Below are 13,068 nucleotides of genomic sequence, written 5' to 3' on the forward strand. Positions count from 1 at the left end.
AAAATGCGGTATACTATACCCGTATCATGCCTTGCAAAAGTACACTTTTCTGCGATTTTTGAGGATAAAAAACCATGAAGAAAACAAAACGGATCTTTGTCTTTGCGCTGGCGCTGCTTCTGGCTGCGCTGATGCTCACCGGCTGCAAAAGCACACTGACGTCCATCGCCCACAAGCTGACCGGCGCGTCGGACGAGGTACAGGAGGAGGACACCACCCAGTGGGCGGCCCCCAGCAGCGACCCGCTGATGATCGAGGGCATCGCCGACACCTCCGCCAAATACGCCACGGCTGTGGCCAACGGCTCGCTGAACATCGTCTTCAACGGCATCTGGAGCCGCCAGACCGACTATTTCACCGCGCCGAACGGGCTGCTCTCCGTCTACGGCTGCGGCACGGCGGAGGGTGTGCAGAAGTTCAAGATCTCGCTGTGGAAGAAGGTCGATGGCGGCGCACAGTATGTGGACAACACCACCTACTACTTCGTCACCGACGGCCAGAACTACCACTGCGACATCGGCGATCTGGACCCCAACGCCAGCTATCGGCTGACCATCTCCTATGATTCGAGCAAGTATTACCTCTACGGACTGCTCAAGGTGGAGGGGATCGGCGGATGAATGCACAGACCCGGCATTCCCTGATGCTGATGCTCTGCGCCCTGATCTGGGGCACGGCCTTTGTGGCCCAGAGCGCAGGCTCCGGCATGGGGGCCTATTCCTTTCTGGCCGGGCGGAGCTGGCTGGCCGTGCTGGTGCTCCTGCCCACCGTTTACGCCTTTGACGCCCTTCGCCGCCGCCGGGGCGAACCCACCGGCAGGCCGCAGACCGCTGCCGACCGCAAAACGCTGGGAACAGCGGGCTTTATCTGCGGCACCTTTCTGTTTGCGGCCAGCGCGGCCCAGCAGATCGGCATTACGCTGAACCCTTCCACGGCCAAGGCCGCGTTCCTGACGGCGATGTACGTCGTGATGGTGCCGGTGTTCGGGCTGTTCGTGGGGCGGCGGGGCAGTGCCCGGCTCTGGCTGAGCATGGTCATCGCCGTGGGCGGGCTGTATCTGCTCTGCATGAAGAACGGCTTTGGCGGCATCGAACCCAGCGACTGGGTCCTGCTCAGCTGCGCCGTGCTCTTCAGCTTCCAGATCATGTCCATCGACCACTTCTCCCCGCTGGTGGACGGCGTCCGGCTGAGCCTGGTGCAGTTCGTTGTGGTGGCGGTGGAGAGCACCGCCGCCGCCCTCCTGTTTGAGACGCCCACCCTCGCCGAGTTCGGCACCAACTGGCTGCCCATCGTCTACTGCGGTGTGCTGTCCAGCGGCGTCGGCTATACGCTGCAGATTCTGGGGCAGAAAGAGCTGAACCCCGCCGTCGCAAGCCTCATCATGTGTCTGGAAAGCGTGTTCAGCGCTCTGGGCGGCTGGCTCATCCTGCACCAGAACCTCTCGGTGCGGGAGGCCTCCGGCTGTGTGCTCATCTTTGCAGCGGTGGTGCTGGCCCAGCTGCCGGTGGAGGAGTGGCGGAAATGCCGAAACGCAAGCCGGAAGTGACCCTGCGCACGGCGGGCGGCATCCTCTACAAGGCCACCCGCCGGAAGGTGAAGAACCTGAACATCCGGGTGCATCCGGACGGCACCGTGGCCGTCAGCATCCCGTTCCACTCCTCGTGGGAGGAGGCCGACCGCTTTGTGCTACGGCATCGGGACTGGGTGCAGGAGGCGCAGAGGGACCTGGCCGACCGCGAGGCCCGCACCTACTGGCGGCCCCTGCCCGAAAAGGACGTGGCGCTGGCCCACTTTGCGGTCATGAGCGACAAGGTCTACCCGGCCTTTGCCGAGGTGCTGGGCGGGCAGAAGCCCATCCTGAAGGTGCGGAGCATGACGAGCCGCTGGGGCGTCTGCACACCGGGCAAGCGGCAGATCACGCTGGCATTGGAGCTTTACAACATGCCCGAAGCGGCACAGATCTATGTGGTAGTACATGAGTACTGCCACTTTCTTGTGCCGGACCACAGCCCGAAGTTTTGGGCGGAAGTGGAAAAGATCCTCCCGGACTGGAAGGCCCGGCGGGAGCTGCTGAAATAACCCTCGCAGTTTCGTATTCGTGGAGGGGGAACGTATCAGAGAATCGCCCTGCGGGCTCCAGAACAAGCGGGCCCTGCTCACAGGGGCGGATAGTACAGGAGTTGAAAAACGTGGCAAACGAAAAAAGCTCCGGCGGCGACAAGTATTCCAAGCTGGCCGGAAATACCATCATTTTTGCGATCTCAAGTTTTTCGTCGAAGCTGCTGACCCTGCTGGTCCAGCCGTTTCTGACCTATGCCATGGCGGAGATCTCCGACCTTGGCCTTTCGAAGATCCTGAGCCAATACGCCAATCTGCTCATCCCGTTCGTGTCGATGGGCATGTCCAACGCCATCATCCGGTTCGGCCTGGACAAGGGCAACAGCGAAAAGCAGGTGTTCACCAACGGCCTGCTGACCATCCTGGGCGGTTTCGGCATCCTGGTGCTCTGCTGGCCCATCGCGCAGTTTTTGCCCGATATGGCACAGTACGGCCTGCTCATCTACCTCTATGTCCTCATGAGCTGCCTGCGCACCCTGTGCACCCAGTTCGTGCGCAGCCGCCAGTGGAACAAGCTGGTGGCCGTGGACGGTGTGCTCTGTACGGTGGCGACCATGGCGTTCTACGCGCTGTATCTGGTGGGGTTCCACTGGGGGGCCAACGGCTACCTGCTGGCCATCATCAGCGGCGACCTGGTCAGTGTGCTCTTCCTCTGCCTGACCGGAAAGCTCTGGAACTTTGTGGAGCTGAAGGGCCTGAACAAAGACCTGTGGAAGCAGATGCTCCGCTTCTCGCTGCCCATGATCCCGGCCCAGATCAGCTTCTGGGTCATCAATGCGTCGGACCTGTTCTTCGTGCGTGAGATGTGCAGCGGGCTGGACGGCCACAGCGGCGACGCCTGGAGCGGCCTGCTCTCCACCGGCTACTTCCTGCCCACCATCCTCACCACGCTGGGCCTCATCTTCTACGATGCCTGGCAGCTCTCCGCCGTGACGGAAGAGGACGGGCGCGCCCGGTTCTTCACCAAGATCTTCCGCACCTATTCCAGTGTGCTGTTCTGCTGCGCGGCGGGCATCATCTGGCTCTGCCGCCCGGTCATGCACATCATGAAGGCAAACTATTATTACGCCTGGCACTTTGTGCCTTTCCTGACGCTGGCATCCACCTGCAGCTGCTACAACCAGTTTTTGAACAGTGTCTATGTCGTCAACAAGAAATCCAGCCACAGCCTGTGGACCATGCTCTCCGGTGCAGTGAGCAACTGCATCATGAACTACTTCTTCATCAAGTGGTGGGGCCCCATCGGCGCGACGTATGCGTCCTTCCTGGGATTGGGCCTGGTGTTCACTCTCCGTGCGCTGGATGCCCATCACATGATCGGGATGTCCATCCATCCGGTGCGGGTGGCGGTCAACTTCGGCGCGTTGGCGGCGGAAGCCTTCGTCTTGCTGGCGGATGTCCCGCTCTACGGCCTGTGGACCGGGCTCATCACCGCAGCGGTCATCCTGTACAACTTTGCAGGGGTCTGGGCCATGGCCCGCATGCTGCTGCCCAAGCTCTTCGGCCGCCGCGGCCGGGCGTTCGTGAACACCGTGGATGGCTGGGCCGGTCATCGCAAGTGACCGCCGGTAAAAAAGCATAAAACAAAGGCGTCTGCATCGACCGGGTGCAGACGCCTTTGTTCGTTTCAGGGAATGGTCAGTTCGAGCTTGCGGCCGCGATCTTCCGGGCCGGGAGCTTCCCCATGGCGGAGCTGTCCAGGCTGTGCTCCATGGAGGCACCATAGGCAGCCAGCGCATCCTGCAGCTCGTCGCTCTTCATGTCGGCCAGGACCTGTGCGCGGACATCGTCCAGCGCTGCCCCGTCCAGCGGGTCGAGACGGACGGCCAGCATCATGGAGAGGGAGGAATACTGCACGGCGGCGGCCTGACCGAAGGACAGGCTGCGGATGGTGTCGGCAGAGCCTTCGGTGGAGAACGCCGAGTCGAGGGTGCTGCTGCTCAGCAGCTCGGTCTGCAGGGAAGCGGTGTCGTCGGTGGGGACGGTGGAGTCCAGCACGGCGTAAATGCCGCTCAGGGCCGCAGAGGACACCTCATGGAAGGCGGTGAACTGGCGGACCGCATCTGCCGGAGCGGAGGCGTTGTAGCTGTCCGCAGCAGCCTGTGCCAGGCGGAGCATCGTGTCCTTCTGGTCGTCATCGGCGAAGGCGTAGGTGCTGGAATTGTAGAGCGGGATGCTGTAATAGGCCAGCTTGTACATCTTGTTCTCCAGATGGCTGGTCAGGTCGGCGTCGGAAACCGGGGTCTCACCGTTGGTGCCGTACACGAGGTCGAGCAGGTCGGTGCTCTTGAGCAGGATGCGCTCAAAGCGCTGCAGCGTCTCCAGACCGATGCCGTTGGCCTTGTAGGTGTCGCCATACTGGTCCATCAGCTGGGATGCGTAGCTGTCGGCCTGGGCCTCCTCGGCTTCGGTCAGCTGGCCGCCCAGCTCGTCGAAGCGGGCCTCGACGGCGGCGTACAGCTCCAGATTCTCCTGGGTCTTCTGGGCGACATAGTCGCTGACGGCTGCGGTCTCGCCGGAGTCCGCGTCGGTGGTGATGGTCTCCTTCAGGAAGCTCTTGACGTTGGTGGAATCCTGGTCAGAGGAAGCGAGCTTTGCGGCGGACTGGTAGGCGTTGTACTGCGCCAGCAGATAGAGGCCGGAGGAGATCTCCACATTGCCGATGGAACCGACCGTGTCCGGCGTGGAAAGGACGCAGCCAGCCAGACCGAAGGCCAGTGCCGCCGCGCAGAGAAGGGCAAGAAGTTTGTGTTTCATAAAAGTGTACTCCTGATGTGTTGTGTTACGACCTCTCCGGCATCGCGGAGGGGGTTATTTTGTTCCTAAAATCTCGGCCATCGCCTTGAGGATGCTTTGCAGCAGGTCCAGCGGCTTTTCGTCGGGCTGCAAGGTGACGGAAAGATAGGGTTTGCTGCCGGCACCGGCGGTGACGCGGCCGTTGAAGGCCACGAGCAGGCCGCGGATCATCGGGACATCCAGTGTCTCGACCTGCAGGACGAGGGTGTCCTTTTTCTGGGTGACTTCGTACACGCCCACGGCGGTGGCCTGCACCCGGACCAGCGAGACGTTGACCAGGTCGCTGACCGAGGGCGGCGGGTCGCCGTAGCGGTCGATGAGTTCATCCAGCACGTCGGCGGCGTCTTCGGGGGTCTGGATGGCCGCGATGCGCTTGTAGGCTTCGATGCGGCCGGGGCCGTCGGCGATGTAGGATTCGGGGATGTAGGCGTCCACCCGCAGGTCCACAAGGCACTCGCTCTTGTCGCGCTGGATGGGCTCGCCCTTGGCCTGTGCGATGGCCTGCCCCAGCATCTTCACGTACAGGTCGTAGCCGACGGCCTCCATGTGGCCGTGCTGGCTGTGGCCCAGCAGACTGCCCGCGCCGCGGATCTGCAGATCGCGCATGGCGATGCGGAAGCCGGAGCCGAAGGCCGTGAACTCCCGGATGGCGGACAGCCGCTTCTGCGCGATGTCGGAGAGGGTCTTGTCCCGCCGGAAGGTGAAGTAGGCATAGGCTTTGCGGCCGCTGCGGCCCACGCGGCCCCGGATCTGGTACAGCTGGGCCAGACCCATCCGGTCGGCGTCTTCGATGATGAGGGTGTTGCAGTTGCGCACGTCGATGCCGGTCTCGATGAGGGTGGTGCAGACGAGGATGTCGATCTCGCCGTTGAGCAGGTGCTGCCAGACGGGGTTCAGCTCCTCCTCGGTCATCTTGCCGTGGGCGATGCCGACGCGGGCACCGGGCACCATCTGGCTGACGTGGGCGGCGGTGGACTCGATGTTGTCCACCCGGTTGTGCAGGTAGTAGACCTGCCCGCCGCGCGCAAGCTCTTTCTTCATGGCTTCGGCCAGGATGACGTCGTTGTATTCGAGGACGAAGGTCTCCACGGGCTGGCGCTCGATGGGCGGCTGCTCGATGGTGGACAGGTCCCGGATGCCGCTCATGGCCATGTTCAGGGTACGGGGGATGGGGGTGGCCGACAGGGTCAGCATGTCCACCCCGATGAAGTTCTCCTTGAGCTTTTCCTTGTGCTTGACGCCGAACCGCTGCTCCTCGTCGATGATGACAAGGCCCAGGTCATGGAAGCGGACGTCTTTGGACAGCAGGCGGTGGGTGCCCACCACGATGTCCACGCTGCCTGCCTGCAGGCCGCGCAGGGTCTCCTTCTGCTGCTTGGCGGTGCGGAAGCGGGAGAGCATCCCGACCTTGACCGGGAATGCCTCCATGCGGGAGAGGATCGTGTTGTAGTGCTGCCAGGCCAGCAGGGTGGTGGGGGCCAGGATAGCGCACTGCTTTCCGCCCATGACGCACTTGAACGCGGCCCGCAGGGCCACTTCGGTCTTGCCGACGCCCACGTCGCCGCAGAGCAGGCGGTCCATCGGGTAGCTGCGCTCCATGTCCTTTTTGATCTCGGAGGTGGCGTTGAGCTGGTCGTCGGTCTCATCGTACTCGAAGCGGGCCTCAAAATCGCTTTGCCAGTCGCCGTCCGGCGGGAAGGCATAGCCGGGGGCCTGCCGCCGCCGGGCATACAGCTCGATCAGCTCCTGCGCCATCTCCTCGGTGGCCTTTTTGACTTTGGCGCGGGTGCGCTGCCACTCGGTGCCGCCGAGCTTGGCCAGCTTGACCTTTTCCTCGTCGCCGGGGGCGGTGTAACGGCTCAGCAGGTCCAGCTGGGTGACGGGCACATACAGCACATCCGAGCCGGAATACTGGATCTTCAGATAATCCTTGATGGCACCCTGCACTTCCAGCCGCTGGATGCCCGCATACATGCCGATGCCGTGGCTCTGGTGGACCACATAGTCGCCGGGCTTGATGTCCGACAGGCTGGACAGGGCGTTCTTGTTCTTTTTGCGTTTTTTGGCCTCGGCGGCTTCGTCCAGACCATGCCGCCGGGACGAGATGACCGCCATCCGGGCGAACGGGAAGGTGCACCCGGCGGTCAGGTGGCCGGGCAGCACCTGCACCAGCCCTTTGGCGGGGCGGACGTCCCGGCTCATGCTGACGGAGTAGCCCTTGTCGGCCAGATCGCGGGTCAGGGCCGCTACGCCCTTGGGCGTACCGGCAAAGAGGGTGACGGCATAGCCCTGGGCGATGAGCGGGTCGAGATCCTCCCGCAGGGAGGCCAGGTCGCCGCCCCAGTTGGGGGCCGCAAAGGCCTCTGCGTTGATGAGGTCTTTCAGCTGGAACTCGTTCATCCCGCGCAGGAAGTTCTCACACAGCAGGGTGCTCTGCTTCTGCGCCGCGAAAACGAGGTCGTCCATGGTCTGGTACAGCACATCCAGGCCGGGGCAGAGCACGCCCTCTTCGAGCAGGCCGGTCAGCTCTTCGCCGCGCCGGAACTCGGTGGCCTTCTGGGCGTCCCGGATGCCGCCCACCTCGTCCAGCACGAAGAGGGGAGAATCGAGGTGGTCCAGCAGGGTGGCCGGGGCGGGATACCGCAGGCCGTAGTATTTGTCCATGGCTTCGGGCATCAGGCCGGAGTCCAGCTGAGACAGGTCGGCCTCCATGGCCTTTTCCAGCGCCGTGCGGTGTTTGCCGCGCGCCTTTTTCTGGGCTGCGCGCAGGGCCTCGGCGGTGTCGGCGGTGCTGCCGAACAGCACTTCGCGGGCGGGGGAGAGATAGATCTTTTCCAGCGAGCCGTCCCGCCGCTGGGTCAGCAGGTCAAAGGAGGCCAGCGAGTCGATCTCGTCGTCCCAGTACTCGATGCGGGCAGGCTGGTGCATGTCGGGCGCATAGATGTCCACGATGTCGCCGCGCACACTGAACTGGCCGGGGCCGTCCACCTGGCTGCGGCGGACGTAGCCGGCGGAGAAGAGCCGCTCCACCAGCGCCTCGCGGTTGTAGACCATGCCGGGCTTGAGGGTGAGGGTGTTCTTCTGGAACTCCGCGCGGGGGACAGTGTATTGCAGCAGGGCCTCTGCCGGGACGCAGACGGCGTTCAGCCGCCCGCCGGCCAGTGCACCCAGCACCGACAGCCGCCGGTACTCGTACTCGCGGCCGGCACCCTCCACCGGGCGGAGCATGAAGTCGCGGGGCGGGAAGACCGCCGCCGTCAGGCCCAGCGCCTTGAGGTCATCGGCGAAGTGGGTGGCCTCGGCCTCGCCGGGCGTCACGATGCAGAGCACCCGGCCCAGGTCTTTTTGCAGGGCTGCGTACAGCAGGGCGCGGCCCGCCGGGGGCAGGCCGAACAGCGCCGCCGGGCCGGGCGTGGCAAGGCTTGCAGAAATCTTCTGGTACTCTGCCGTATGCTTCAGCAGGGATTCGTACATCGTGGACCTCCTCTCGGTTACAGCATCCGGTTACCCGTTGTAGCGGCTCTGTGCCAGCCCAAGCTTGCCGTCCATGATGAGCCTGGCGGCCGCTTCCAGGTCGGGATAGCGGTCGGTCATGGCCTTGACGTCGTCGGGCGGGAACTTGCCCAGCACCCAGTCGGCCAGATCGTAGTCGGGGCGAGGCTTGGCACCCACACCGATGCGGATGCGGGGAAAGCTCTCGCCGCCCAGCCGGGCGATGATGCTCTTCAGGCCGTTGTGGCCGCCTGCCGAGCCGGAGGGCCGGATGCGCAGCTTGCCGGGGGCCTGGGTGATGTCGTCGCACAGGACGATGACGTGGTCGGCCGGGATCTTGAAGAAGCCGGCCAGTGGGGCGATGGAGTCGCCCGAAAGGTTCATGTAGGTCAGGGGCTTGAGCAGCACGATCTTGTGGCCGTCCACCTCGCCCTGGCCCCACAGGCCCTGGAATTTGGTTTTGCTGACCGCGATGCCCCACTTGCCCGCCAGATGGTCCAGCGCGGCAAAACCGGCATTGTGGCGGGTGCCGTCGTACTTGGACTCCGGGTTGCCCAGACCGGCGATCAGCCAGATGTCATTTGCATTCATAGATGATTTGCCTTTTCCTGTTTTATTTTTGCTCTGAAAGCAAGTTCTTAGTATAACATACGTGCGCGTAAAAAGATATACATTTTGAATCGAAAAGCTGCACGGTGCGCAAAAAAGGCTGCGGGGAACTCCTTCCGTCATCGCCTGCGCGATGCCACCTCCCTCTGGGAGGGAGGTTTTGGCCCCCTCTCCGAGGGGGCTGGCACGGCAATGCCGTGCCTGGGGGAGTTCTTCGCAGCCCGATGAAGGTGAGCAGGGGCTTACTTGCCCTGCTCATCCTCCAGCTTCTTCTTTTTGGCGATGTAGGCTTCCATCTTGGGGGCGGCCCAGCCTTCGAGGTTGGTCTGGCGGTCACGCGCGATGCCGAGGGCCTGCGCGGGCACATCCTTGGTGATGGTGCTGCCTGCGGCGGTGTAGGCACCGTCGCCGACCTTGACCGGAGCCACAAGGTTGGTGTTGCAGCCGATGAAGCAGTAGTCACCGATCGTGGTGCGGAACTTGTCCTTGCCGTCGTAGTTGCAGGTGACGGTGCCGCAGCCGAAGTTGCAGTACTTGCCCACATCGCTGTCGCCGATGTAGGTCAGGTGGCTGACCGTGTTGCCGCGGGCGAAGCTGGAGTTCTTGGTCTCCACATAGGCGCCCAGATGGACGCCGTAGTCGGTGACGGTGTTCACCCGCACATGGGTGAAGGGGCCGATGTTGTTGTGGGGGCCCAGATGGGAGCCGTAGACCTGGCTGGCGTTGACGGTGGTGCCTTCGTCCACGGTGCTGTCTTCGATGAGGCTGTTCGGGCCGATGACACAGCCCGCGCCGATGACGGTCTTGCCGCGCAGGATGGTGCCGGACAGGATGGTGGCACCAGGCGCGATGACGACGCCCTCGTCGATCTCTACAGTGCGGCTCTCGATGTTCACGCCGTTGGCGATGTGGTACAGCAGGATATCCTCCCGCTTTGCCTCAGCGGCGGCCAGCCTGGCGCGGGCGGCCTCACGTGCAGGATTGGAACTGGATTCCATGAATGATCCCTCCTTGGAACTGGATCGAAATTGATTGGGGGAGAGGAGAAATTGCGGCAGATCCCCGGAGGGCTGTCCGCAACAAAGCTCATTGGATAGAAAGATGTATCCAACAGGCGGAAAAATGGCTCCATATAACAAAAACCTCTCGAAATCTTTCCCATTCTATATTACTCAAAAACTCAGTAAAATGCAAGGGATTGCACAAAAATTATCAAACAAATTCGGTGTTTTGCATGGTGGCAAGGAAGTGATTTTCTGGTATAATAATTGAGCATTCACATGACAATGTTCATCGTATCAGTAATTGTGAGCAAACGATGAGACCGCCGGGACATCTGGACCGGGGGCCACGATTGGGAGGTAAACAACGCATGAGCAAAAAGTATCTGTACTACTTCAGCGAGGGCAACGACGCCTTCGGTGGCGACAAAGTCACCATGAAGAACACGCTGGGCGGCAAGGGTGCCGGCCTGGCTGAGATGACCGCAGCCGGTATGCCGGTGCCGCAGGGCTTCACCATCACCACCGAGGCCTGCACCCAGTACTACGCCGACGGCCGCCAGATCAACGACGAGATCACCGCTGACATCTTCGAGCACGTCAAGGGCCTGGAGAAGATCACCGGCAAGACCTTTGGCGACAACACCAACCCCCTGCTGGTCTCCGTCCGCTCCGGTGCACGTCAGTCCATGCCCGGCATGATGGACACCATCCTGAACCTGGGCCTGAACGATGAGGCTGTTGAGGGTCTGGCCAAGAAGACCAACAACGCCCGCTTTGCATACGACTGCTACCGCCGCTTCGTGCAGATGTTCGCAGACGTCGTCATGATGGTCCCGAAGAGCCTGTTCGAAGTCGAGATCGATAAGATGAAGGAAGCCAAGGGCGTCAAGAACGACGTGGACCTGACGGCAGACGACCTGAAGGAACTGGTCGGCATCTTCAAGAAGATCTATGAGGAGAACGAGGGCAAGCCGTTCCCCCAGGATCCCCGCGATCAGTTGATCGAGGCTGTCAAGGCTGTCTTCCGCAGCTGGGACAACCCCCGTGCAAACGTGTACCGCAAGATGAACGAGATCCCCTACGAGTGGGGCACTGCGGTCAACGTGCAGCAGATGGCATTCGGTAACTCCGGCGACCGTTCCGGCACCGGCGTCGCATTCACCCGTGACCCCGCCACCGGCGCGAAGAAGCTGATGGGCGAGTACCTGATCAATGCACAGGGCGAGGACGTCGTCGCAGGCGTGCGCACTCCTTCTCCCATCAGCCACCTGAAGGATCAGATGCCTGAGGTGTACGATCAGTTCGTTGAGATCGCGACCCGTCTGGAGAACTACTTCCGCGACATGCAGGATATGGAGTTCACCATCGAGGACGGCCACCTGTACATGCTGCAGACCCGCAACGGCAAGCGCACCGCGCAGGCTGCTCTGCAGATCGCATGCGACCTGGTGGACGAGGGCATGATCACCGAGCAGGAGGCTGTCCTGCGCGTGGAGCCCAAGCAGCTGGATACCCTGCTGCATCCCCAGTTCGACGCCGCTGCTCTGAAGGCAGCTGAGGTCGTCGGCAAGGGCCTGGCAGCTTCTCCCGGTTCCGCCTGCGGCCAGATCGTCTTCACTGCGGAAGAGGCAGAGGAGAAGGTTAAGTCCGGCGAGATGAAGAAGGTCGTTCTGGTCCGTCTGGAGACCTCTCCCGAAGACATCGTCGGTATGCAGGTCTCTCAGGGCATCCTGACGGTCCGCGGCGGCATGACCAGCCACGCAGCTGTTGTTGCCCGCGGCATGGGCACCTGCTGCGTCTCCGGCTGCGGCAATGACAACGACGTGAAGATCGATGAAGAGGCAAAGACCTTCGAGATCAACGGCCACAAGTTCGTCGAGGGCGACTGGATCTCCATCGACGGCTCCACCGGCAACATCTACGGCGAGCAGGTCGCGACCGTCGCCGCTACCGGCAACAAGAACTTCAACCGCTTCATGGGCTGGGCAGACGCTGCACGTCAGCTGCTGGTCATGACCAATGCGGATAACCCCCGTGACGCACAGCAGGCCGTTGACCTGGGTGCTGAGGGCATCGGCCTGTGCCGTACCGAGCACATGTTCTTCGCAGAAGACCGCATCAAGGCCGTCCGTGAGATGATCTGCGCACGTACCGTGGAAGAGCGCGAAGCCGCTCTGGCCAAGGTCGAGCCGTTCCAGCAGGGCGACTTCGAGGCGATGTACCGCATCATGGGTGAGCGCCCGATGACCATCCGTTATCTGGACCCGCCTCTGCACGAGTTCCTGCCCAGCAAGGACGAGGACATCAAGGAGCTGGCCGCCGATATGGGCATGACCTTCGATGACCTGAAGAACGTCGTTGCTTCCCTGCACGAGTTCAACCCCATGATGGGCCACCGTGGCTGCCGTCTGGCTGTCACCTACCCGGAGATCGCAGCCATGCAGACCCGCGCTGTCATCAAGGCAGCTCTGAACGTCTCGGCTGAGACCGGTTTCGTGATCACCCCGCACATCATGATCCCGCTGGTCGGCGAGGTCAAGGAGCTGAAGTTCGTCAAGGACGTCGTCGTCAAGGTCGCAGACGAGCTGATCGCTGCTGCTGGTGTTGACATGAAGTACCAGGTCGGTACCATGATCGAGATTCCGCGCGCTGCTCTGACCGCAGGCGAGATTGCCAAGGAAGCTGAGTTCTTCAGCTTCGGCACCAACGACCTGACCCAGATGACCTTCGGCTTCAGCCGTGATGACGCTGCCAAGTTCCTGGGTGCTTACTACGAGAACAAGATCTACGAGAGCGATCCGTTCCAGCACCTGGATCAGATCGGCGTCGGCAAGCTGGTCAAGATGGCTGCACACGACGGCCGCGAGACCCGCCCCGACCTGGGCCTGGGCATCTGCGGCGAGCACGGCGGCGACCCCACGAGCGTCGAGTTCTGCCACAACGTTGGCCTCGACTACGTCAGCTGCTCTCCCTTCCGTGTGCCGATCGCACGTCTGGCCGCTGCGCAGGCTGCCATCAAGAACCCCCGCAAGTAATTGCGTGAGGGCCT

General features: G+C 62.5%; 9 protein-coding genes. 5 read left to right on the forward strand and 4 right to left on the reverse strand.

Annotated elements, in window-relative coordinates; genetic code table 11:
• Positions 1–74: 74 nt before the first annotated feature.
• From DWY95_RS03015 to DWY95_RS03030, 4 genes are all read left to right on the forward strand, one after another.
• Positions 75–620 (forward strand): hypothetical protein, encoded by a 546-nt coding sequence (locus tag DWY95_RS03015; protein WP_118552233.1) that lies wholly within the window; start codon positions 75–77, stop codon positions 618–620.
• Positions 617–1,546: a DMT family transporter gene (locus tag DWY95_RS03020; protein ID WP_118552235.1), complete on the forward strand. Its 930-nt coding sequence runs from the start codon at positions 617–619 to the stop codon at positions 1,544–1,546. Before DWY95_RS03015 ends, DWY95_RS03020 begins: the two co-directional genes overlap by 4 nt.
• The gene (locus DWY95_RS03025; protein ID WP_118552237.1) at positions 1,522–2,079 is read left to right on the forward strand and encodes a YgjP-like metallopeptidase domain-containing protein; all 558 of its coding nucleotides are present in this window, start codon (positions 1,522–1,524) and stop codon (positions 2,077–2,079) included. The genes DWY95_RS03020 and DWY95_RS03025 overlap by 25 nt, the downstream gene beginning before the upstream one ends.
• A gap of 110 nt (positions 2,080–2,189) precedes the next feature.
• Positions 2,190–3,680 carry a lipopolysaccharide biosynthesis protein gene (locus DWY95_RS03030; protein ID WP_118552239.1) on the forward strand — a complete coding sequence of 497 codons (1,491 nt, stop codon included), beginning with the start codon at positions 2,190–2,192 and terminating at the stop codon, positions 3,678–3,680.
• Between the two features lie 76 nt (positions 3,681–3,756).
• Here DWY95_RS03030 and DWY95_RS03035 read toward each other — a convergent pair whose 3' ends face one another.
• The 4 genes from DWY95_RS03035 to DWY95_RS03050 form a co-directional block, all read right to left on the reverse strand.
• On the reverse strand, positions 3,757–4,875 hold the full coding sequence (locus DWY95_RS03035) for a foldase (protein ID WP_118552241.1): 1,119 nt from the start codon (positions 4,873–4,875) through the stop codon (positions 3,757–3,759).
• 54 nt (positions 4,876–4,929) lie between these two features.
• Positions 4,930–8,388, reverse strand: coding sequence for a transcription-repair coupling factor (gene mfd, locus DWY95_RS03040; RefSeq protein ID WP_118552243.1), 3,459 nt, complete (start codon positions 8,386–8,388; stop codon positions 4,930–4,932).
• 30 nt (positions 8,389–8,418) lie between these two features.
• The gene (pth, locus tag DWY95_RS03045) at positions 8,419–8,997 is read right to left on the reverse strand and encodes an aminoacyl-tRNA hydrolase (RefSeq protein ID WP_118552245.1); all 579 of its coding nucleotides are present in this window, start codon (positions 8,995–8,997) and stop codon (positions 8,419–8,421) included.
• A gap of 260 nt (positions 8,998–9,257) precedes the next feature.
• The gene (locus DWY95_RS03050) at positions 9,258–10,013 is read right to left on the reverse strand and encodes a DapH/DapD/GlmU-related protein (RefSeq protein ID WP_118552247.1); all 756 of its coding nucleotides are present in this window, start codon (positions 10,011–10,013) and stop codon (positions 9,258–9,260) included.
• 374 nt (positions 10,014–10,387) lie between these two features.
• Between DWY95_RS03050 and ppdK the strand changes: the two genes are divergently transcribed.
• On the forward strand, positions 10,388–13,054 hold the full coding sequence (gene ppdK, locus DWY95_RS03055) for a pyruvate, phosphate dikinase (protein ID WP_118552249.1): 2,667 nt from the start codon (positions 10,388–10,390) through the stop codon (positions 13,052–13,054).
• Positions 13,055–13,068 lie beyond the last annotated feature (14 nt).

Source organism: Faecalibacterium sp. AF28-13AC, from assembly GCF_003478405.1.
In the GTDB taxonomy this organism is placed as follows: domain Bacteria; phylum Bacillota; class Clostridia; order Oscillospirales; family Ruminococcaceae; genus Faecalibacterium; species Faecalibacterium prausnitzii_E.

Bases quoted from the DNA above. Each gene is read 5' to 3' on its own strand.
- DWY95_RS03015 (WP_118552233.1), top strand. From the start codon at position 75: ATGAAGAAAACAAAACGGATCTTTGTCTTTGCGCTGGCGCTGCTTCTG.
- DWY95_RS03020 (WP_118552235.1), top strand. From the start codon at position 617: ATGAATGCACAGACCCGGCATTCCCTGATGCTGATGCTCTGCGCCCTG.
- DWY95_RS03025 (WP_118552237.1), top strand. From the start codon at position 1,522: ATGCCGAAACGCAAGCCGGAAGTGACCCTGCGCACGGCGGGCGGCATC.
- DWY95_RS03035 (WP_118552241.1), bottom strand. From the start codon at position 4,875: ATGAAACACAAACTTCTTGCCCTTCTCTGCGCGGCGGCACTGGCCTTC.
- mfd (WP_118552243.1), bottom strand. From the start codon at position 8,388: ATGTACGAATCCCTGCTGAAGCATACGGCAGAGTACCAGAAGATTTCT.
- pth (WP_118552245.1), bottom strand. From the start codon at position 8,997: ATGAATGCAAATGACATCTGGCTGATCGCCGGTCTGGGCAACCCGGAG.
- DWY95_RS03050 (WP_118552247.1), bottom strand. From the start codon at position 10,013: ATGGAATCCAGTTCCAATCCTGCACGTGAGGCCGCCCGCGCCAGGCTG.
- ppdK (WP_118552249.1), top strand. From the start codon at position 10,388: ATGAGCAAAAAGTATCTGTACTACTTCAGCGAGGGCAACGACGCCTTC.